This window comes from Acidisoma sibiricum, from assembly GCF_057837225.1.
Genome location: NZ_CM174445.1, coordinates 309216 through 327561, shown reverse-complemented (window position 1 = coordinate 327561; position 18346 = coordinate 309216). Strand labels below are relative to the sequence as shown.

At 63.9% G+C, this 18346-nt stretch carries 18 protein-coding genes; 9 read left to right on the top strand and 9 right to left on the bottom strand.

Annotated elements, in window-relative coordinates:
• The first annotated feature begins 6 nt into the window (after positions 1–6).
• From AC3G7M_RS01555 to AC3G7M_RS01535, 5 genes are all read left to right on the top strand, one after another.
• Positions 7–1521 carry an AlkA N-terminal domain-containing protein gene (locus tag AC3G7M_RS01555; RefSeq protein ID WP_489213989.1) on the top strand — a complete coding sequence of 505 codons (1515 nt, stop codon included), beginning with the start codon at positions 7–9 and terminating at the stop codon, positions 1519–1521.
• Positions 1505–2053, top strand: a complete 549-nt coding sequence (locus AC3G7M_RS01550; protein WP_489213988.1) for a methylated-DNA--[protein]-cysteine S-methyltransferase — start codon at positions 1505–1507, stop codon at positions 2051–2053. The genes AC3G7M_RS01555 and AC3G7M_RS01550 overlap by 17 nt, the downstream gene beginning before the upstream one ends.
• A gap of 35 nt (positions 2054–2088) precedes the next feature.
• Positions 2089–2580: a YbhB/YbcL family Raf kinase inhibitor-like protein gene (locus tag AC3G7M_RS01545; protein ID WP_489213987.1), complete on the top strand. Its 492-nt coding sequence runs from the start codon at positions 2089–2091 to the stop codon at positions 2578–2580.
• Positions 2581–2600: 20 nt separating this feature from the next.
• Complete coding sequence (locus tag AC3G7M_RS01540; RefSeq protein ID WP_489213986.1) at positions 2601–4067, top strand: M81 family metallopeptidase; 1467 nt, start codon at positions 2601–2603, stop codon at positions 4065–4067.
• Between the two features lie 94 nt (positions 4068–4161).
• Positions 4162–4626, top strand: a complete 465-nt coding sequence (locus tag AC3G7M_RS01535) for a hypothetical protein (protein WP_489213985.1) — start codon at positions 4162–4164, stop codon at positions 4624–4626.
• Between the two features lie 49 nt (positions 4627–4675).
• Here AC3G7M_RS01535 and AC3G7M_RS01530 read toward each other — a convergent pair whose 3' ends face one another.
• Complete coding sequence (locus tag AC3G7M_RS01530; RefSeq protein WP_489213984.1) at positions 4676–5647, bottom strand: alpha/beta hydrolase; 972 nt, start codon at positions 5645–5647, stop codon at positions 4676–4678.
• Positions 5607–6284, bottom strand: a complete 678-nt coding sequence (locus tag AC3G7M_RS01525; protein ID WP_489213983.1) for a GntR family transcriptional regulator — start codon at positions 6282–6284, stop codon at positions 5607–5609. The genes AC3G7M_RS01530 and AC3G7M_RS01525 overlap by 41 nt, the downstream gene beginning before the upstream one ends.
• Positions 6285–6427: 143 nt before the next feature.
• Between AC3G7M_RS01525 and uxaC the strand changes: the two genes are divergently transcribed.
• Positions 6428–7828: a glucuronate isomerase gene (gene uxaC, locus AC3G7M_RS01520; protein WP_489213982.1), complete on the top strand. Its 1401-nt coding sequence runs from the start codon at positions 6428–6430 to the stop codon at positions 7826–7828.
• 218 nt (positions 7829–8046) lie between these two features.
• A complete protein-coding gene (locus AC3G7M_RS01515) occupies positions 8047–8499 on the top strand; it encodes a hypothetical protein (RefSeq protein WP_489213981.1) in 453 nt (150 codons plus the stop codon).
• Positions 8500–8574: 75 nt separating this feature from the next.
• Here AC3G7M_RS01515 and fumC read toward each other — a convergent pair whose 3' ends face one another.
• The gene (fumC, locus tag AC3G7M_RS01510; protein ID WP_489213980.1) at positions 8575–10002 is read right to left on the bottom strand and encodes a class II fumarate hydratase; all 1428 of its coding nucleotides are present in this window, start codon (positions 10000–10002) and stop codon (positions 8575–8577) included.
• 54 nt (positions 10003–10056) lie between these two features.
• On the bottom strand, positions 10057–10977 hold the full coding sequence (locus AC3G7M_RS01505) for an N-acetylmuramic acid 6-phosphate etherase (RefSeq protein ID WP_489215913.1): 921 nt from the start codon (positions 10975–10977) through the stop codon (positions 10057–10059).
• Between the two features lie 132 nt (positions 10978–11109).
• On the opposite strand from AC3G7M_RS01505, the gene zwf reads away from it, so the two are divergent.
• The gene (zwf, locus tag AC3G7M_RS01500; RefSeq protein WP_489213979.1) at positions 11110–12582 is read left to right on the top strand and encodes a glucose-6-phosphate dehydrogenase; all 1473 of its coding nucleotides are present in this window, start codon (positions 11110–11112) and stop codon (positions 12580–12582) included.
• Between the two features lie 56 nt (positions 12583–12638).
• Here the strand turns inward: zwf and AC3G7M_RS01495 are convergent, their stop codons facing one another.
• The 3 genes from AC3G7M_RS01495 to AC3G7M_RS01485 form a co-directional block, all read right to left on the bottom strand.
• Positions 12639–13967 (bottom strand): metallophosphoesterase family protein, encoded by a 1329-nt coding sequence (locus AC3G7M_RS01495; RefSeq protein WP_489213978.1) that lies wholly within the window; start codon positions 13965–13967, stop codon positions 12639–12641.
• Between the two features lie 97 nt (positions 13968–14064).
• Positions 14065–14349: a hypothetical protein gene (locus AC3G7M_RS01490; RefSeq protein ID WP_489213977.1), complete on the bottom strand. Its 285-nt coding sequence runs from the start codon at positions 14347–14349 to the stop codon at positions 14065–14067.
• A gap of 104 nt (positions 14350–14453) precedes the next feature.
• Positions 14454–15674 (bottom strand): NADP-dependent isocitrate dehydrogenase, encoded by a 1221-nt coding sequence (locus AC3G7M_RS01485; protein WP_489213976.1) that lies wholly within the window; start codon positions 15672–15674, stop codon positions 14454–14456.
• A 216-nt stretch (positions 15675–15890) separates the two neighbouring features.
• Between AC3G7M_RS01485 and fdhA the strand changes: the two genes are divergently transcribed.
• Entirely contained in the window at positions 15891–17081 is a 1191-nt protein-coding gene (fdhA, locus tag AC3G7M_RS01480) for a formaldehyde dehydrogenase, glutathione-independent (RefSeq protein WP_489213975.1), read from the top strand.
• A 4-nt stretch (positions 17082–17085) separates the two neighbouring features.
• Here the strand turns inward: fdhA and AC3G7M_RS01475 are convergent, their stop codons facing one another.
• Both AC3G7M_RS01475 and AC3G7M_RS01470 read right to left on the bottom strand, forming a co-directional pair.
• Positions 17086–17340, bottom strand: a complete 255-nt coding sequence (locus tag AC3G7M_RS01475) for an Lrp/AsnC ligand binding domain-containing protein (protein WP_489213974.1) — start codon at positions 17338–17340, stop codon at positions 17086–17088.
• A 59-nt stretch (positions 17341–17399) separates the two neighbouring features.
• Positions 17400–18338: a DMT family transporter gene (locus AC3G7M_RS01470; RefSeq protein ID WP_489213973.1), complete on the bottom strand. Its 939-nt coding sequence runs from the start codon at positions 18336–18338 to the stop codon at positions 17400–17402.
• Between the last annotated feature and the right edge of the window lie 8 nt (positions 18339–18346).

Below are 18346 nucleotides of genomic sequence, written 5' to 3'. Positions count from 1 at the left end.
CTGCCCATGTTCACACCCGGTCCCGTCGCTCTCGCCAGGCTCGATCCCGTCATTTGCTACCGGGCGCTGACGACCCGCGATTCCCGTTTTGACGGCCGCTTTTTCACCGCCGTGCGCACGACCGGCATCTATTGCCGTCCCGTCTGCCCGGCCCAGACACCCAAGGCCGAAAACGTTACCTTCTACCCGACGGCGGCGGCAGCGGAAGTGGCGGGCTACCGTTCCTGCCTTCGCTGCCGGCCGGAGCGCGCGCCCGGCACAGTTGTCGCCAATCCGCTGGTCGAACGCGCCATGGCCCTGATCGCGCTGGGCTATGCGACCGATGGGCCCAGTCTCTCGGCCCGGCTCAGCGTGGGGGAGCGGCAACTCCGCCGGCTGTTCACGGCCCATCTCGGGGCCAGTCCGAAACAGGTGGCGGAGACCAGACGCCATCTGCTGGCCCGGCAATTGGTGGTGGAGACCAGTCTGCCGCTGACGGATGTGGCGCTCGCATCCGGCTTCGGCAGCCTGCGCCGCTTCAACCATGTTTTCCGCACGCTCTATGCCCAGCCGCCGAGCCAGATGCGCCGCCGCTCCCTGAAGAATGATGGCGGCCCGGGTTTCACGATCACCTTGCCCTTCCGTCCGCCCTATGACTGGGACGGCGTCATCACCGCCCTCGGCGCCCATGCCATTCCCGGTGTGGAAGCGGTGACGCCGCAAAGCTACGCGCGGCTGATCACGCTGGGTGGCCATCACGGCACGGTTGTCGTGTCACCCAGCGGCGCCGATTGCCTGACGGCACAGATCGATTTTCCGAAGCTTGCCTACCTGCCAGAGATCGTGGCGCGGCTGCGCGGGCTTTTTGATCTGGCGGCCGATACCACGCAGATCGACGCGCATCTGGCGGCCGATCCGGCCCTCGGTCCGTGGATTGCAGCTCGGCCCGGCATGCGCGTGCCCGGCGCCTGGAACGGCTTTGAATGCGCGGTGCGCATCATCCTGGGTCAGCAGGTGAGTGTCGCGTCAGGCCGGCGGCTCGCGGCTGCCCTGGTGACGCGCTACGGCACGCCGGTCGAAACCGGCATTCCCGGCCTGACCGGATTGTTTCCGACGCCCGAACGCCTGGTGGAGGTCGCCGACCGCGTGAGCCTCGACCTCAATATGCCGCGGGCCAGGGCTGCCGCGATTATCAACCTGGCCCGCGCCGAGGCGGATAGTCCCGATCTGCTGGCGCCGGGTGGCGATCTGGCCACGGCCATCGCGCGGCTGACGGCGGTCGCCGGCATCGGGCCATGGACGGCGCATTGCATCGCGCTGTTTGCCTTGCGCGAGCCCGATGCCTTCCCGGCTCAGGATGTCGGTTTGCAGCGGGTGCTGGGTCTCACGGCCAAGGCGCTTGAGGCGCGATCCGCAAGCTGGCGACCCTGGCGGGCTTATGCCGCTCTTCACCTTTGGCTTCAGGCGCTGGGTTCAGTCCCGCCCGCGAGAACGACCACCAAGACAGATGAGGGAGGGCTTCACGATGCTCTTGTCGCTTGATCGCATCCCCTCTCCGGTCGGGGAAATCCTGCTGGTTTTTGACGGCGATGTGCTGCGCGCGCTCGATTTCCATGACTATGAAGTCCGCATGCGGCGGCTGCTGGCGCTGCATTATGGTGCCCCCGCGCTGCAGCGTCAGCCCGCGCCGCGCGCCTTGCGCGATCCGTTGGATCGCTATTTTGCGGGCGATTTTCGGGCGATCGACGCGATCACCACGGCGACGGGGGGCACAGAATTTCAGCGTGAGGTCTGGACCGCACTACGCCAGATTCCGCCTGGCCAGACCATGGGTTACGGGAAGCTCTCGGCCATGATTGGCCGCCCCAACGCCTCTCGCGCCGTGGGTGCGGCGAATGGCGCCAATCCCATCGCGATCGTGGTGCCGTGTCACCGGGTGATCGGCGCGTCTTCGGCTCTCACCGGCTATGGCGGCGGGCTGCCGCGCAAAGCCTGGCTGCTGGATCATGAAAAGACCGAGGCGAGCGGCCAGGCGGTGTTGCCGGGCCTTGACGCGCCGCTGACCGCCGCGTGACATCATCGCTCGTTTCAATTCAAGGAAGCCCTGTCATGACGCTCTCTTTTTCGAGCAGCAGTTTCGCGGACGGTGCCACGGTCACGGCCAAGCATGTCTTTGGCGGTTTCGGCTGCACCGGCCAGAACGTCTCGCCCGAATTGCATTGGTCCGGCGCGCCCGAGGGCACCAAAAGCTTTGCCGTCACCATCTATGATCCCGATGCGCCGACCGGCAGCGGCTGGTGGCATTGGACGGTCATCAATATCCCGGCCGATGTGACCAGCATTGCCGAAGGCGCCAGCCATCCGGGCCATTCCGGCCTGCCGGCAGGCGCTGTCGAGGGGCGAACTGATTTCGGTGCGCCCGGCTATGGCGGCCCTTGCCCGCCCGAGGGTGACAAGCCGCACCGCTATATCGTCACCCTGCATGCGCTGAAGGAAGAGAGCCTGCCGCTGAACAGCGATAGTCCGGGCGCGCAGGTCGGCTACTACCTGCATTTCGCGACCATCGAAAAGGCGAGCTTCACGGTCTTCTACGGTCGCTGAGGGCGGGCTATCCAGGCTGCATGAAAGTTTTCATCGCGGCCCTGGACACTGAAACGAACACCTTCGCCCCGCTGCCGACCGGCCGGCAGGCATTTGAGGACGGTTTCGTCGCTCACGGCAATGCCACGCGCTTGCCGGAAAACTACTGCTCGGCGCAGCTTTATGTCTGGCGGCGCCGGGCGGAGGCTTTGGGCTGGGAGGTCAGCGAAAGCCTGTGCGCCTATGCCGAGCCGGGTGGTGTCACCACCCGGCCCGTTTTCGAGGGATTTCGCGACGAAATCCTGCGCGACCTAGCCGCAACGAAGCCCGATCTGGTCTTGCTCGCCTTGCATGGTGCCATGGTCGCCGATGGCTATGAGGATTGCGAGGGCGACTTGCTGTCGCGTGCCCGGGCGATTGTGGGACCCGACGTGCCGATCGGCGTGGAGCTTGATCTGCATTGCCATCTGACGGATGCGATGCTGGACGCCGCGACGGTGCTGCTGACCTATAAGGAATATCCGCATACCGATATTCCGGCCCGCGCCGAGGACCTGTTTACCCTCATGGCTGATGCGGTTGCCGGGCGCACCAGGCCTGTGATGGCCGTCTTCGACTGCCGCATGATCGGGATGTTTCGCCCAACCGCGCAGCCGATGCGCGACTTCGTCGATCATCTGGCGCGGTATGAAGCGCGCGATGGCATCCTGTCCCTTTCTTTGGCGCACGGCTTTCCCTGGGCCGATGTGCCGGATGTGGGCGTCAAGATGCTGGCCATCGCCGATGGCGATCCCGATAAGGCGACGGCAGCGGCGCGCCATTTTGGCGAGGCCTTCTTTGCGCTGCGCAAAGAAATTCAGCCGAACTGCCTGACCATTGATGCCGCCCTGGAAGTTGCCCTGGAACTGGCAGAAGACAGGCCGGGCCAGCCCATCGTCATTGCCGATGTCGCCGACAATCCCGGCGGCGGCGCGCCGGGTGACGCCACTTTCTTCCTGCGGGCGGCGCTCGATCGCCATATCGAGCGGATCACCATCGGCTATCTATGGGACCCGATGGCCGTGCGCTTCTGTCAGGAGGCGGGCCTGGGTGCAGCCTTGGATCTTCGCATCGGCGGAAAATGCGGGGTAAGTTCGGGCATGCCCGTCGATCTGCATGTCGAGGTCATGGGCCTGGCAAGCGAGGTCATGCAACGCTTCGGCGATGCGCCGGTCTCCTTGGGCGATTGCGCGTGGGTGCAATCGCATGGCCTCAACGTCATTCTATGCAGCCTGCGCACCCAGAGCTTTCATCCCGAGGCGATGGTGACGCTGGGGCTTGACCCTGCAACACAGCGCATCCTGGTCGTGAAATCGAACCAGCATTTCCACGCCGGCTTCGCGCCGATCGCGGGCGACGTGCTCTACGCCTCCTCGCCGGGTGCGCTGTCCCAGGATTTCGGCCAGATCCCCTATACCCGCCGCTCTCCGCGCTATTGGCCGCGTGAGGACGATCCGTTCTGCCCGTAACCGGGGCCTGTGCTTTGGCCCTCTCGCTCTATTCTATATCCGCCGTCTGCGAATTTCTCTAAACCACCGCCTCGGCCTGAATTAGGAGACTGTTGTGGCTAAAGAACCAGGGACACCCAAGGGTAAGGCAGCAGCCCCAGCCCAGTTCGACATGAACCACCGTGAGCGCAAAGGCGGCAAAGGCCGTCCGGGCGGTGCTGGCCGTGGTCGTGACGAAAAGCGCCCGCCGAGCCGCATCGTAAAACTGCCGCCCACCGTCGTCGATCGCGGCACGGGATGGGTTATTCACAAGCTTGGCAGAATCGATGAGGCATCGCGCGCCGCCGTGGGTGCCGAATACCATCTCATCTTCGAGGGCCACGATCCGCTCGTGTTTGACTATCTCTCCGCTGCCCGTGACCGCGCCAAAGAGGCGCCGCCGGAGAAGCCGGTGGTCGAGGCGCCAGTCGAGGTTGAGGCCGAATCTGAAGTCGCGCCCGAGACGGAGGCCGGTTCTGAAGCTGAAGCCGCTCCTGAGGCAGATGCGACGGAAGCCAAGACCGACCACGAAGGCGCCTAATCCGACGCCCACGGCCTTGCGCGTCCGATCCGCTCGGGCGCGCAAGGCGTCAGTCCAGTATGAACTGGCGTCTCAGCCAGGCCTCATACCAGCCGGGCCAGAGCGCGGCATCCGTGCCCGGTCGTCCCATGCCGAAGCCGTGGCCGCCCTTGGCCAGCCTATGCAGTTCCACCGGCACGTCCGCCTCTGCGCAGGCCTGCGCCATAATGCGTGTATTGGCCGGATCGGAGACTGAATCGTCTTCCGCCTGCACGAGAAAGAAGGGCGGGCAGCCTTTGGCAATGCCGGTCTGCACGGACCACGCGGCGCTGGTGGCCGCACTCGGGTCTGACCCGATCAGACTGCGCCGTGTTGCGGTGTCGTCATAGGGCGGTTCAAGCGTAATGACCGGATAGATCAGGGCGGCATTGTCCGGCCGGGCTGACAACCGGTCGGTGGCGTCGACAGGCGCGTAGGACGGTCGTGCGAACCGCGTCGCCGCCAGGCCCATCACATGGCCACCCGCTGAGAAGCCAAGGACACCGACCTTGCTGGTTTGCCAGCCCGAACGTGCGCGTTCGGCCCGGATCAGTCTTATGGCGCGCTCCGCGTCCTGCAGGGGGGCCGCGGGGCCGGCAGACCAGCCCTCATTGGGCAGACGGTAGAGAAGAGCAAAGGCGGTAATGCCGCGGGCTGTCAGCCAATGCGCCGCGGGTGCCGCCTCGCGGCCCATTTCGATGCGCTTGTAGCCACCACCGCCCGCGATCAGCACGGCCGCGCCGTTGGCGCGCGCGGGGCGGTAGACGCGCAGATGCGGCGTCCCGATGCGGCTGACAGCGCCGGCCGCCGACACATGCTCGGGGCTTCCAGGGCCGCCGCCACCCGGTGGCACGCCCGGCCATAGCGGGATGATTGTCCCGCCCGCGGCCCGTGCCGAGCCCCAGCCAACCGCCGTCATCGCCAGCGCGGAAAGGGCTGTTCGCCGGTTCAGCAAAGGATTGTCACGTGAAATACGCAGGATACTGACCGCGCAGGCGCGCAAGATCGGGAATCACGACATTGAGGTGCCGTGCCATGGCGGTTTGGGCGCTGGCCGCATCGGCAGCGGCGATTGCGTCCCGCACCTGACGATGCTCCGCCACGACCTGGATCATGCGGCCCGGTACCGGAAGGGTAAGGCGTCGCGTCCGGTCAATCTGCACCTTCACCTGCTTGACGATGGTCCAGATCCCTGGCCGGTCAGCGATCGCTCCGATCGTCTCGTGAAACAGTTCGTCGGCGTCATGGAAGGATGCCGTGTCGCCGGCCTGGGCGAGGGATGCCTGCCGCGCGAGAATTTGGTCGAGGCATGCAATATTGGCCGGCTCGGCCAGGATTGCGGCACGCCCAACCGCCAGAGCTTCCAGGGCCTGGCGAATGTCCAACGCCTCGGGGATAGCCGCCGCCTTGATGCGGGAGACAAAGGTGCCCGATTGCGGAAAGATATCGACCAGTCCGTCTTCAGCCAGTCTGATCAGCGCCTCTCGCACCGGCGTGCGGCTCACATGGAATTCGGCACAGAGCAACTTGTCTTGCAAGGCGGTTCCAGGGGGCAGGCTGTTGCTGAGGATTGCCGCATGTAAATGGCGGTAGATGGCAACGGCTGAGGTGATGCGCGGCAGGCGGGGCGGGCTGGCCATCGGCTGGTCCATGACGGGGTGCGGGGTCCGGTCCGTATTAAGGTCGCTTGACATACTAATATATCAATTCCAGTCTGTCGTTTGAAAAAGATGCGCCGCAAAGGCAACCCTCAAAAATGGGTAGACCCGGAGAAGAGGTTCAGGTGGCATTACATCCAGATAGGCTGTTTCCGAGCGACCCTGCCGCCCGCTCCATCGCGCGGCGGCTTTACCATGAGGTCGCCTCGCTGCCGATCCTGTCGCCGCACGGGCATACAGATCCCCGCTGGTATGGCGAGGATGCCCTGTTCCCTGATCCAGCGACCCTCTTCGTCAAGCCCGATCACTACATCTTCCGCATGCTGTATTCTCAGGGCGTGGCACTGGAAGACCTCGGCATTCTCCGCCGCGATGGTGGGCTGGTGGAGACGGACGGGCGCAAAATCTGGCGCATTTTCGCTCAGCATTTCCACCTGTTTCGTGGCACGCCGACGCGGCTCTGGTTCGAGCAATCGCTGGAAGACCTCTTCGGCATTACCGAGCGGCTGAAACCAGAGAATGCTGACCGGCTGTATGACATCATCGCGGACCATCTCAGCCGCGACGAATTCCGCCCGCGTGCGCTCTACACGCGCTTCAATATCGAGGCGATTTCCACAACCGACAGTCCCTTGAGCGATCTGGCCCATCATGCTGGCTTGCGCGCATCAGGATGGAAGGGGCGGGTGCTGCCCGCCTATCGGCCGGATTTTACGGTCGATCCCGAGCGTGAGGGGTTCGTTGAAAACCTCCGTCAGCTCGCTTCCATCACCGGCCAGGCTTTGACCTGGCAGGGCTATCTGACGGCGCATCGCCTGCGCCGGGAATTCTTCAAATCCCTCGGTGCAACATCCACTGATCATGGTCATCCGACGGCGCAGACGGCTGATCTGGCGCCGGCGGAGGCAGAGGCGCTGTTCAAAATCGTGCTGCGCGGCGCGGCGACAGCGGCCGAAGCGGAGGCGTTTCGCGCGCAGATGCTGACCGAGATGGCGCGCATGAGCATCGATGACGGGCTGGTCATGCAGCTGCATCCAGGCTCGTTCCGCAATCATAATCCGCTTATCTTCCGCCAGTTCGGACCGGATATGGGGGCCGATATCCCATCCCCCACCGACTATGTGCGCGCGCTCAAGCCTTTGCTCGATGCGGTCGGCAATAATCCCAATTTGACGCTTATTTTGTTCACGCTTGATGAAACAAGTTATGGGCGGGAACTCGCCCCGCTGGCAGGCCATTACCCCTGCCTTCGGCTCGGGCCGCCGTGGTGGTTCTTCGACAGCCCGGACGGGATGAAGCGCTTTCGTGAATTGACGACCGAGACCGCGGGCTTCGCCAATACTGTCGGCTTCAACGACGATACGCGGGCCTATCTGTCGATTCCGGCGCGGCACGACATGGCGCGCCGCGTGGATTGTGCCTATCTCGCAACCCTTGTCGCGGAACACAGACTTGACGAAGACGAGGCGCAGGCGGTGGCGCAGGACCTCGCTTATAACCTTGCGAAGAAGGCCTACAAGCTTTGACACAGGCTTTTGAGCCACCCCTCGCATATCGGACACATGCCTGACGGCGGCGTTTCGCATCAGTCGGTGCGAGACGGCTGCCCCATTTGCGGCTCAGTCAGCACCTTGAAATGGTGATAAGCTCACAATCGATTAGGTTTTGAGCCCAGATTTAGACGTTGAGTGCCGGGTGCTCCATGCGCTACGCCAACGTAACGTAGGGCTGTGAGTGACCGATTGTGAAAGGTGACCCCGACATCGAATTCCAAGGCGCACCACGGGGTCAACCTCGGGCGGAGAGTTCGTTCGCGCGTAAGTCCACCTTCGGCATTCTGCTTTTTGTGATTTGCGGCCTCGCCATCACGGCGATCCTCTCGGGAGAGACGCCGCCACCTGCCGGCAGCGCAGCGTATTTTATCAATGGTCAGGTCATATCCGTCGGCCGCCATAGCCTGGATCTGGCGAAGCCCATCTTCCTGCAAGGCGCGACGCCGGTTTGCGGTTCCGAAGACGCGCTCGAAAGCTTTTCCGTCAGCAATCCGGGCGATTGCACCGTCGTCGATAGCACCGCTCGGGCAGGTTTGGTTGGAATTCAGACGGATGGCATGCGCGCACCGTCATTCCAGATGCAGATGCAGACGCCGAACGGTGTCGTCAAAGGCTGGGTGGATTACAATAGCCTGCACAACTGACGCTCGCCTCGACCCGCATGAAAAAGGCCGCTCCATAAAGCTGGAGCGGCCTTTCACGTTTGTCGTCAGGGTCGCTTATTGAGCAGCGGTCGGCCCGAGCATGTCTTCCGGCTTTACCCAGGCGTCGAACTGCTCTTCCGTCAGGAAGCCGAGAGCGAGTGCCGATTCCTTCAGGCTCGAATTCTCGCGATGCGCCTTGAGCGCGATCTGCGCCGACTTTTCATAGCCGATATGGCGGTTGAGCGCCGTCACCAGCATCAGCGAGCTTTCCAGATTATGCTTCAGCCGCTCGTAATTCGGCTCGATGCCGCGCGCGCAATGCTCCTCGAAGGCGAGCATGCTCTCGCTCATGATCGTCGCCGATTCAAGCAGGTTATGCAGCATCACCGGCTTATAGACATTGAGCTGGAAGTTGCCTTGGCTGGCCGCGAAGGCGACGGCGGCATCATTGCCGTAAACCTGCACGGCGACCATCGTCATTGATTCGCACTGCGTCGGATTGATCTTGCCAGGCATGATGGAGGAGCCGGGTTCGTTCTCCGGGATATGGATTTCGGCGAGGCCGGCGCGGGGGCCTGAAGCGTGCCAGCGGACGTCATTCGCGATCTTCAGCAGGGCGCCGGCCAGCGTGCGCAAGGTGCCGCTGGCATGCGCCATGGCGTCGTGCGCCGATAGGGCGGCGAACTTGTTCGGGGCGGAGACGAAGGGATGGCCCGTCACTTCGGCAATATGGCGGGCGGCGGTTGCGCCGAATTTGGGATGAGCGTTCAGGCCGGTGCCGACCGCCGTGCCGCCGATCGCAAGTTCCATCAGCCAGGGCAGGCCTTCGCGGATGGCGCGGGCCGCTTCATCCAGCTGCGCCACCCAGCCGCTGATCGCCTGGCCGAGGGTGATCGGCGTCGCATCCTGCAGATGGGTGCGGCCGATCATGATGACATGCGCGAACTCTTTCGACTTTGAATCGAGCGTATCGCGCAGAACCGTAATCGCGGGCAGCAGCTTACCCGCGATGACCTCTACGGACGCGATATACATCGCCGTGGGGAAGGTATCGTTTGAGGACTGGCCGCGATTGACGTCGTCATTGGGATTGATCGGCTTCTTGGAGCCGAGCACGCCGCCCGCGATCTGAATGGCGCGGTTCGCGATCACCTCATTCGCATTCATGTTGCTCTGCGTGCCGGAGCCGGTCTGGAAGACGACCAGGGGAAACTCATCGTCCCACTTGCCCGCGATCACTTCATCGGCGGCCTGAACGATCAGGGCGACCTTCTCGGGCGGCAGCTCGCCCAGCTCGCCATTGGCCAGGGCCGCCGACTTTTTCAGAATGCCGAAGGCCCGGATGACAGGCCGCGTCCATTTGAACGTATCCCGGCCGATCGGGAAATTGTGGATCGAGCGCTCAGTTTGTGCGCCCCACAGCCGGTTGTTGGGCACGGGCACATCGCCCAGTGCATCATGCTCGATGCGGACATCCGCGGCCGCTTGAATTTCGGTCATCATCGGTTCCTTGGCATGGCTGCCCCGTCAGCGGAGCAGGGTTTGCAGGTGATGTCGCTATACGGGAGTTTCTTTCGTCTGAGCTAACGCGAGTCGGAGAATGCCGGCATGGCGGGAAAGCAGGGCTTCGGCCTGGCGGGCGTCAATGTCCCGCAAACTCATCAGCACGGCCGTTTTGATCCGGCCTTGCGCCGCCTGCAGCCGATCCGCCGCTTCCTCCGCCGAGCAACCCGTCAACTCTGCCACCATACGCTCGGCGCGGGCCATAAGCTTTGCATTGGTGGGCCGCATCTCCACCATCCGCCCCTCGTGAATGCGTCCCAGCCGTACCATGATCTGGGTGGAGAGCAGGGTGAGCGCCGCCTTCTGGGCGGTGCCGGCCTTCATGCGGGTGGAGCCGGCTATGGCTTCCGGGCCGGTCGCGATGAGCACAGGATGCTCGGCCGCTGCCAGCAGCGGGGCACCGGGGCTGTTGGCGATGGCGATGGTCAGCGCGCCGCGCGCCCGCGCCGCTTCCACGGCCGCGATGGCGAATGGGGTGGTGCCGCTCGCGGCTAGCGCGATCAGGACATCCGTGGGACTGGCCTGGGCCGCATCCACCTCGGCACGCGCAACATCCGCGCGATCCTCCGCCCCTTCGGCCGCCCGCAGCAGGCTGTCCGTGCCGCCGGCAATGACAAGATGGGTGCGGTCATGGGGCCAGTCGAAGGTCGGCGGCAGCTCGGCGGCGTCAAGCGCCGCCAACCGCCCTGAGGTCCCGGCGCCGGCATAGATCAGCCGTCCCTGACCACCCGATAAGCGTGCGGCGGCGGCATCGGCCGCGGCGGCCAAGGCGGGCAGGGCCGGGCGAAGGGCCGCGATCGCGGCCATCTGTCCTTCCCATAAGGCTTCCAGTGCCGTCGCGCTGTCCCACAGGTCCAGCGCCCAGTAGCGGGGGCTCACGGCTTCGGTCTGCGGCAGGGTTGATGGCGCGGTCATCATGCCGGTGGACGACAGGTCCGGCGCGCCGTCAAGCGCACAACGCTTATGGTGCAAATGCGAAGGCCAGGTTCTAGCCAATTCAGCGTGCTCGCGTATGCTAGCGCCTCGCCTGAAAAGGAGCCCTTTCGTATGGTCGCACGCATCATCGCCGTCGATCCTTTTGATTTCGTCATCTTCGGCGGTTCGGGAGACCTCTCGCGCCGCAAGCTTCTCCCTGCCCTCTACCAGCGCGACCGTGACGGACAGCTGCCGGCCGACGCCCGCATCATCGGCACCTCGCGCCGTAAGGTTTCGGACGAAGAGTTCCAAAAAGTGGCGCGTGACGCCATCGAGAGCTTCGTGCCCAAGGCCGATATCGATCCAGAGGTGCTGGAGCGCTTCGTGGCCCGCGTCGGCTATGTCTCAATGGACGCGACCGGTTCAGACGGCTGGGGCGACCTCGCCAAGCGCCTGAAAGAGCATTCCGAGCGCATCCGGGTTTTCTATCTCTCGACCGCGCCTGACATTTTCGGACCCATTTCCGAGCAGATCAACGCCCACGGCCTGATCACCGAGAAAAGCCGCGTGGTGATCGAGAAGCCGCTCGGAAAGGATTTGGAATCCGCCCAGGCGCTGAACGCCTCGGTCGGCAAGATCTTCCCGGAATCGAGCATCTACCGCATCGATCACTATCTCGGAAAAGAGACGGTGCAGAACCTCATGGCTCTGCGCTTCGCCAATTCGCTCTTCGAGCCGGTGTGGAATTCCCGCTACATCGATCACGTCCAGATCACGGTGGCCGAGGAAGTCGGACTTGAGAGCCGGGCCGGCTATTACGATACGGCCGGCGCCATGCGCGACATGATCCAGAATCATATCCTGCAGCTCCTCTGCCTGACGGCGATGGAAGTGCCGACCTCGCTGGACGCCGACCGCGTGCGGGACGAGAAGCTGAAGGTGCTGAATTCGCTGGAGCCGATGAAGCCGTCGCAGGTCGCGCAGAACACGGTGCGCGGCCAGTATACAGCCGGTGCTTCCGTGCAGGGTCCGGTGCGCGGCTATCTGGAAGAGCTTGGCCACCCGACCAGCATGACGGAGACCTTCGTCGCCGTGAAGGCAGAGGTTGGCAACTGGCGCTGGGCAGGCGTGCCCTTCTATCTGCGCACCGGCAAGCGCCTGCCGTCCCGCGTGTCCGAGATCGTCGTCCAGTTCCGTCCCATTCCGCATACGGTCTTCGAGGAGTCGGCCGGCCAGCTCAAGGCCAACCGCCTCGTCATCCGCGTGCAGCCGGATGAGGGCGTGAAGCTGTGGCTCATGATCAAAGACCCGGGTCCGGGTGGCATGCGCCTGCAGCACGTGCCGCTGGACATGACTTTCGCCAAGGCTTTCGCGGTGCGCAGCCCGGACGCTTATGAGCGGCTGATCATGGACGTGGTGCGCGGCAATCAGACCCTGTTCATGCGCGGTGACGAGGTGGAAGCGGCCTGGCGCTGGGTCGATCCGATCATGGATGCCTGGATGTCTTCGGGCGAATTCCCGAAACCCTATCGCGCCGGCACCTGGGGCCCTTCGGCCTCCGTCGCCCTGCTGGAGCGCGACGGCCGCACCTGGCACGAGGAGTAGTCTTCGCGCCCAAGGCAATAAAAAGCCCGCACCGGAAACGGTGCGGGCTTTTTATATCAGCCCACGAGTGGAACGATCTTGTGCGTCGCAAGGTCAACGACGACGGTGTCGTCCGGGGTCTTCGCCATCTCACCGTCGCTGGCCGGATGGTATTCAATGCGCAGCTGCTCCGCCGTCACGACGACCCGCAGATAGCCGTAATCCTGGTCGTCGTAGCTCTCGAGCGTTACGCTGTCCGGGTCGCCCTTTGGCATCTCCAAAGCAAAGGGCGCGCGCAGCGCGAGCTGGCCCTTGCGCGACAGCTTGGCGATAGCATGGCCGCCATTGCCGGCGATTATATAGGGAATTTGCAACGCGCCGTGGATGCGGGTGAAGCGCTGGTAGTTATGGGCATGCCCGGAGAGCACGGCATGCGGCCAGATGCCAACCTTCTCACAGATCGCATCCACCTGTTCTCGCATCGCGATGCTCCAGCCATGGATGGCACCGGCGGTATAGGCGGGGTGGTGATGCGCGATGATGAGTGCGCCCGTGAAGTTTTCGTCGTGGGCTCGCTGCAGCGCCGCTTCAAGATAGGCGAGTTGGCTGTCCCCGATCTCTGGCCAGGAACCGTCTTCAGAGGAGATCACGCCCGGATCTTCGAGGGTGTTTGAATAGAGCACGAGGCAGCGCAGGAACGGTGCCTCGAATGTGTAGAAGACGCCCGGCTGAATTTGCGCCGTGCGCGAAAGGCCGCCGGACTCGCTGGTGCGATGAAATTGTTCGGCGCAGAAATTGTCGAGAAAGGCGGCCAGGCTAGCCGCCCCCGATCCGGGTGCCACCATACCGTCGTGATTGCCGGCCAGCGCGATGATCGGCGCCGGATAGGCACGGTAGGGGTCGTAAAACTGGTCGTAGTAATATTCGGCCTCGCCGAAATTGTAGATAACGTCGCCCAGGTGCAGAAAGAATTTCGGCAGGTCCGCGCTATCAATTTCGTTGAAATCGCTCACCATCTTGTCCGCGACTTCGCTCTGGCTTTCCGGCCCGCGCGTGCTGCCGGTGTCGCCGACCGCATGGAAGACGAGTTTCCCGGCTTTGGTGATCATGGCTTCCGCAGCCTTGCCGCTGGGGCCATAGATCTCGGCGAGTGTCAGCTGCGGTTCCGTGCCACCGCGGGGCGCGGGAAAGGCCATCGGCCGCAGCCGGTGCTCTTTGTTGAGCGCATCGATGCGGGCGTAGGCAGCGTTATCCGTCGGGTGGTGGATGACGAACTCAGTGGGATCGGGGCCCGGCTGCGGCTGCGCGAAGCTCGGGGCGTTCTGGTCCGGCCCCGGCGTGGTCTCCGTCGGGCCGCTACCATCCTTCACCGCTTGTTTGCCGCTGTGACGTGCATGTCTGGCCATGGTTGTCTCCCTTTCCCGTTATTCGAGAAGTGGGAGAGGCGCCGGTGCGGCAGGAGGCGTTACCCGTGACGGTGCGGTGACATTTGCGCCCGGCGGCTCAGCCCTTGCCGAGCCGGCGCTTATTCGCGGCCACTTTGCGGGCGTAAAGGCGGGTCACAGCGCCGCTGCCCTTGTCGGGCGAGCCGGTCAGCATCGACCGCATCATGATCGCCTGCGCCTGCAGGCCAGCGGCGATCTTTTCCGAAACCATGAGTTGAGACTCGGCCTGGCCTCGCTTGCCGCCACGGGCGATCTTGGCGAGACGCAGTGCCATCACCTGCGGGACGTTCCAGGCGAGGCTGAGGCCGGCTAGTCCGGCCAAGGCGTTTTTCCGGCGCGCCATCCTATCATGCTCCCGCAGGCGAAAGGCCCGCGGGAGTCAGATGAGGTGAGGCGGAGCCGATTACGAGGGCTGGCTTAGGCGCGGCCGGCTTAGGCGCGGCCAGCTTACGCCTTCGCCATCGCGAGCTTCAGATTGTCGTCGATCTTCGCCAGGAAATCCTGGGTGGTGAGGAAGGGCTGGTCGCGCGCGATCAGGACTGCGAGATCCTTCGTCATGAAGCCAGATTCCACGGTCTCGACGCAGACGCGCTCCAGCGTCTCGGCGAAGGCCGTGACGTCGGGCGTATTGTCGAAGCGGCCGCGATAGATCAGCCCGCGCGTCCAGGCGAAGACGCTGGCGATGGGGTTGGTGCTGGTCGGGCGCCCCTTCTGATGCTCGCGGTAATGGCGCGTCACCGTGCCATGGGCGGCCTCGCTCTCCACCACCGAGCCGGAAGGATCGAGCAGCACGGAGGTCATCAGGCCGAGGGAGCCGAAGCCCTGGGCGACGATGTCGCTTTGGACGTCACCGTCATAGTTCTTGCAGGCCCAGACATAGCCGCCGTTCCACTTCAGCGCGGAGGCCACCATGTCGTCGATCAGCCGGTGCTCATAGGTCAGGCCCAGCTTGTCGAACTCGGCCTTGAACTCGGCGTCGAAAATCTCCTGGAAGGTGTCCTTGAACATGCCGTCATAGGCTTTCAGGATCGTGTTCTTCGTGGACAGATAGACCGGGTATTTGCGGGCCAGGCCGTAGTTGAAGCTGGCACGGGCAAAGCCCTGGATGGAGGCCAGGGTGTTGTGGATGGCAAGCGCCACGCCCGGACCCTTGAAGTCATGGACTTCGAGTTCCAGCGGCGCGGAGCCGTCGGCCGGCACATAGTTCAGCGTCACGCGGCCGGGGCCGGGGATCTTGGTTTCCGCCGCGCGATAGATATCACCATAGGCGTGGCGGCCGACGACGATCGGCTCATTCCAATGCGGCACCAGGCGGGGGACGTTCTTGCAGATGATCGGCTCGCGGAAGATCGTGCCGTCCAGGATGTTGCGGATGGTGCCGTTCGGGCTGCGCCACATCTTTTTGAGGCCGAATTCGGCGACGCGCGCCTCATCCGGGGTGATGGTCGCGCATTTCACGCCGACGCCGTACTGCTTGATGGCATTGGCGGCATCGACCGTGACCTGGTCATCCGTCTGATCGCGATATTCGATCCCAAGGTCATAATATTTCAGGTCGATATCGAGATAGGGGAGGATGAGCTTCTCCTTGATGAAGCCCCAGATGATTCGGGTCATCTCGTCGCCGTCGAGTTCTACGACGGGGGTCTTCACCGGGATTTTTGCCATCTCTGTCCTCGTAAATTCTTATGGGATCGGTCTCGCGCAAATTCGCACCAAGCTGGGAGTGCGGCAACCCCGCACGCGAAAATGTGGCCGGTATCTGCTGCTCGCATGTCGCAGAGGTCATTGAAGAGGACGTCCGTTCGCGCGACCCTGGCGGCCAGGCCATCCCGCCGGGCACATTGCCCGGACGAGAAGATTGGCCGAAAGGGAAGAACATCCATGAGCGGCAATCGTGGCGTCGTCTATCTCGGTCCCAAGCATGTCGAAGTGCAGGACATCCCCGACCCCAAGCTGGAAGCGCCCGACGGACGGCGCATCGAACATGCGGCGATTCTGAAGATCGTCGCGACCAATATCTGCGGCTCTGACCAGCATATGGTGCGCGGGCGTACGACGGCCCCGGCTGGTCTCGTTCTCGGCCATGAAATCACGGGTGAGATCATTGAGACCGGGCGCGATGTGGAGATGGTCGGCAAAGGCGATCTGGTCTCCGTCCCCTTCAACGTCGCCTGCGGCCGCTGCCGCACCTGCCGCGGCGGTGATACCGGCGTCTGCCTGACCGTGAATGACGGCCGTCCCGGCGGGGCTTACGGCTATGTCGATATGGGCGGCTGGATCGGCGGCCAGGCGCGCTATGTCATGGTGCCCTATGCCGACTTCAACCTGATGAAGTTCCCCGACAAGGCGCGCGCGATGGCGAAGATCCGCGACCTCACCATGCTGACCGATATTTTCCCGACCGGCTTTCATGGTGCCGTCAGTGCCAAGGTGGGCGTCGGTTCGACCGTTTATGTCGCGGGTGCCGGCCCGGTCGGTCTTGCGGCCGCGGCCGGCGCGCGCCTGCTGGGTGCCGCGGTGACCATGATCGGCGATTTCAACCCCGAGCGTCTGGCGCATGCCAAAAAGATGGGCTTCGAGCCGATCGACCTTTCCAGGCATGACCGGCTGGGGGAGATGATCGCCGATGTCGTGGGCGTGCCGGAGGTCGATTCGGCGATCGATGCTGTGGGGTTTGAGGCGCGCGGCCATTCCGGGGGCGAGCAGCCGGCGGTTGTGCTGAACCAGATGATGGATATCACGCGCGCCGCTGGCAGCATTGGCATTCCGGGCCTGTATGTGACCGCCGATCCGGGCGCGGTGGATGCGGCGGCCAAGGAAGGCAGCCTCTCACTCCGCTTCGGCAAGGCTTGGTCGAAAGCGCACAGCCTGCATACCGGGCAGACGCCGGTGCTGCGCTACAACCGCATGCTGATGCAGGCGATCCTCTATGACCGGGTGAATATCGCTGAGATCGTCAATGCGACGGTCATCGGTCTGGAGGATGCACCCCAGGGCTATGAGGCTTTCGATGCCGGTGCTGCGCGGAAATATGTGATCGACCCGCACGGTATGATCGCCGGCGCGGCCTGACCGCTTAGCCTACCCCGGGGGTGAAGGCATCGAAGACCATGATGGTATAGGTGTCCTTGATCCCCGGCACCCGCTGCAGGCTTTCAGTGACGAAAAGCCCTGGATCGGCTCCGTCCTCCAGGCGGAATTGGACCAGAAGGTCGAAATTCCCCGAGGTCGAATAGATCTGGGAGGCGTTCTCGAACTCATCCGCCAGCTGTGCCGCTACCTTATAGGCTTGGCCCAGTTCGCATTTGATTTGCACGAAAATCGAATTCATCGGCGCTTCATCCTCCGCGAAAGGTCACCCTAACCCAGAATCGGGGGTGAGGAGAGGGGTTAGCTGCGGGCGCGGGTGAGGCGGACGAAACCAGGCAGGCGAAACTGCGAGAGCAGCCCGCCGGCCACGATCATGACGGCCCCGGTCAGCGCCACAAGGCCAGGCACATGGCCGAACATGAACAGGTCGAGGAGGATTGCCCAGACCATGCCGCCATATTGCCAGGGGGCGAGCTGGGAGATCTGCCCCATGCGGATCGCGGCCGCCATGCTGAGCAGCCCGCCCGTCTGCGTGAGTGTCGCCAGCAGAATGAGCGTAAAGGCCGAGACCGGCACCGATTTCCAAACGAATGGCATGAAGCCGCCGAGCAGGATAAGCCCGACCAGCGCTGCCTGGGTGATGACGTCGGTCGTGGTCAGATGATCGCGGGCGCGGCGGATTAGCATTTGTTGCACGGCATAGAAAACAGCCGAGCCGAAGGCGGCGGCCACGCCGATCATATGACCGGCCTCGTGATGATCAGCCCCGCCCGGATGGACGATCACGATAACCCCCGCGAAGCCGAGGGCGACCGCGCACCAGCGGATCAGCGGCACGCGCTCGCCCAGAAAGATCGCGGCCATCGCCGTGACCAATAGGGGGGCGGTGAAGCTGAAGGCTGTTGCCGTCGTCACCGGCAGATAGCCATAGCCGATCATGGCGAGTAGGGCCGAGCAGACCAGCGCCGCCGCAGCGGCGCGCTGGGTCCAGGCGTGCGGCGGCGCCAGGATGCGGGCGAGGGACAGCGGTCGCCGCCCGAACAGCGGCAGGGCGGCCAGCCCCGCCATAACGAGCACGGACCGCAGCACGAAAAGCTGCATGGCATCGAAATGCCAGGTCTGGATGAGCTGCTTGGTGAAGGCGTAGCCCAGGGAATAGAGCAGGGACGAGATCACGACCATGCCGATCGCGAGGCCAGCCCCTGGGCGTAGATGCGCCCGCAGATCACTCAGGCGCATCTTGGGGG

Bases quoted from the DNA above. Each gene is read 5' to 3' on its own strand.
- AC3G7M_RS01555 (WP_489213989.1), top strand. From the start codon at position 7: ATGTTCACACCCGGTCCCGTCGCTCTCGCCAGGCTCGATCCCGTCATT.
- AC3G7M_RS01550 (WP_489213988.1), top strand. From the start codon at position 1,505: ATGCTCTTGTCGCTTGATCGCATCCCCTCTCCGGTCGGGGAAATCCTG.
- AC3G7M_RS01545 (WP_489213987.1), top strand. From the start codon at position 2,089: ATGACGCTCTCTTTTTCGAGCAGCAGTTTCGCGGACGGTGCCACGGTC.
- AC3G7M_RS01540 (WP_489213986.1), top strand. From the start codon at position 2,601: ATGAAAGTTTTCATCGCGGCCCTGGACACTGAAACGAACACCTTCGCC.
- AC3G7M_RS01525 (WP_489213983.1), bottom strand. From the start codon at position 6,284: ATGGCCAGCCCGCCCCGCCTGCCGCGCATCACCTCAGCCGTTGCCATC.
- fumC (WP_489213980.1), bottom strand. From the start codon at position 10,002: ATGATGACCGAAATTCAAGCGGCCGCGGATGTCCGCATCGAGCATGAT.
- AC3G7M_RS01505 (WP_489215913.1), bottom strand. From the start codon at position 10,977: ATGACCGCGCCATCAACCCTGCCGCAGACCGAAGCCGTGAGCCCCCGC.
- zwf (WP_489213979.1), top strand. From the start codon at position 11,110: ATGGTCGCACGCATCATCGCCGTCGATCCTTTTGATTTCGTCATCTTC.
- AC3G7M_RS01495 (WP_489213978.1), bottom strand. From the start codon at position 13,967: ATGGCCAGACATGCACGTCACAGCGGCAAACAAGCGGTGAAGGATGGT.
- AC3G7M_RS01490 (WP_489213977.1), bottom strand. From the start codon at position 14,349: ATGGCGCGCCGGAAAAACGCCTTGGCCGGACTAGCCGGCCTCAGCCTC.
- AC3G7M_RS01485 (WP_489213976.1), bottom strand. From the start codon at position 15,674: ATGGCAAAAATCCCGGTGAAGACCCCCGTCGTAGAACTCGACGGCGAC.
- fdhA (WP_489213975.1), top strand. From the start codon at position 15,891: ATGAGCGGCAATCGTGGCGTCGTCTATCTCGGTCCCAAGCATGTCGAA.
- AC3G7M_RS01475 (WP_489213974.1), bottom strand. From the start codon at position 17,340: ATGAATTCGATTTTCGTGCAAATCAAATGCGAACTGGGCCAAGCCTAT.
- AC3G7M_RS01470 (WP_489213973.1), bottom strand. From the start codon at position 18,338: ATGCGCCTGAGTGATCTGCGGGCGCATCTACGCCCAGGGGCTGGCCTC.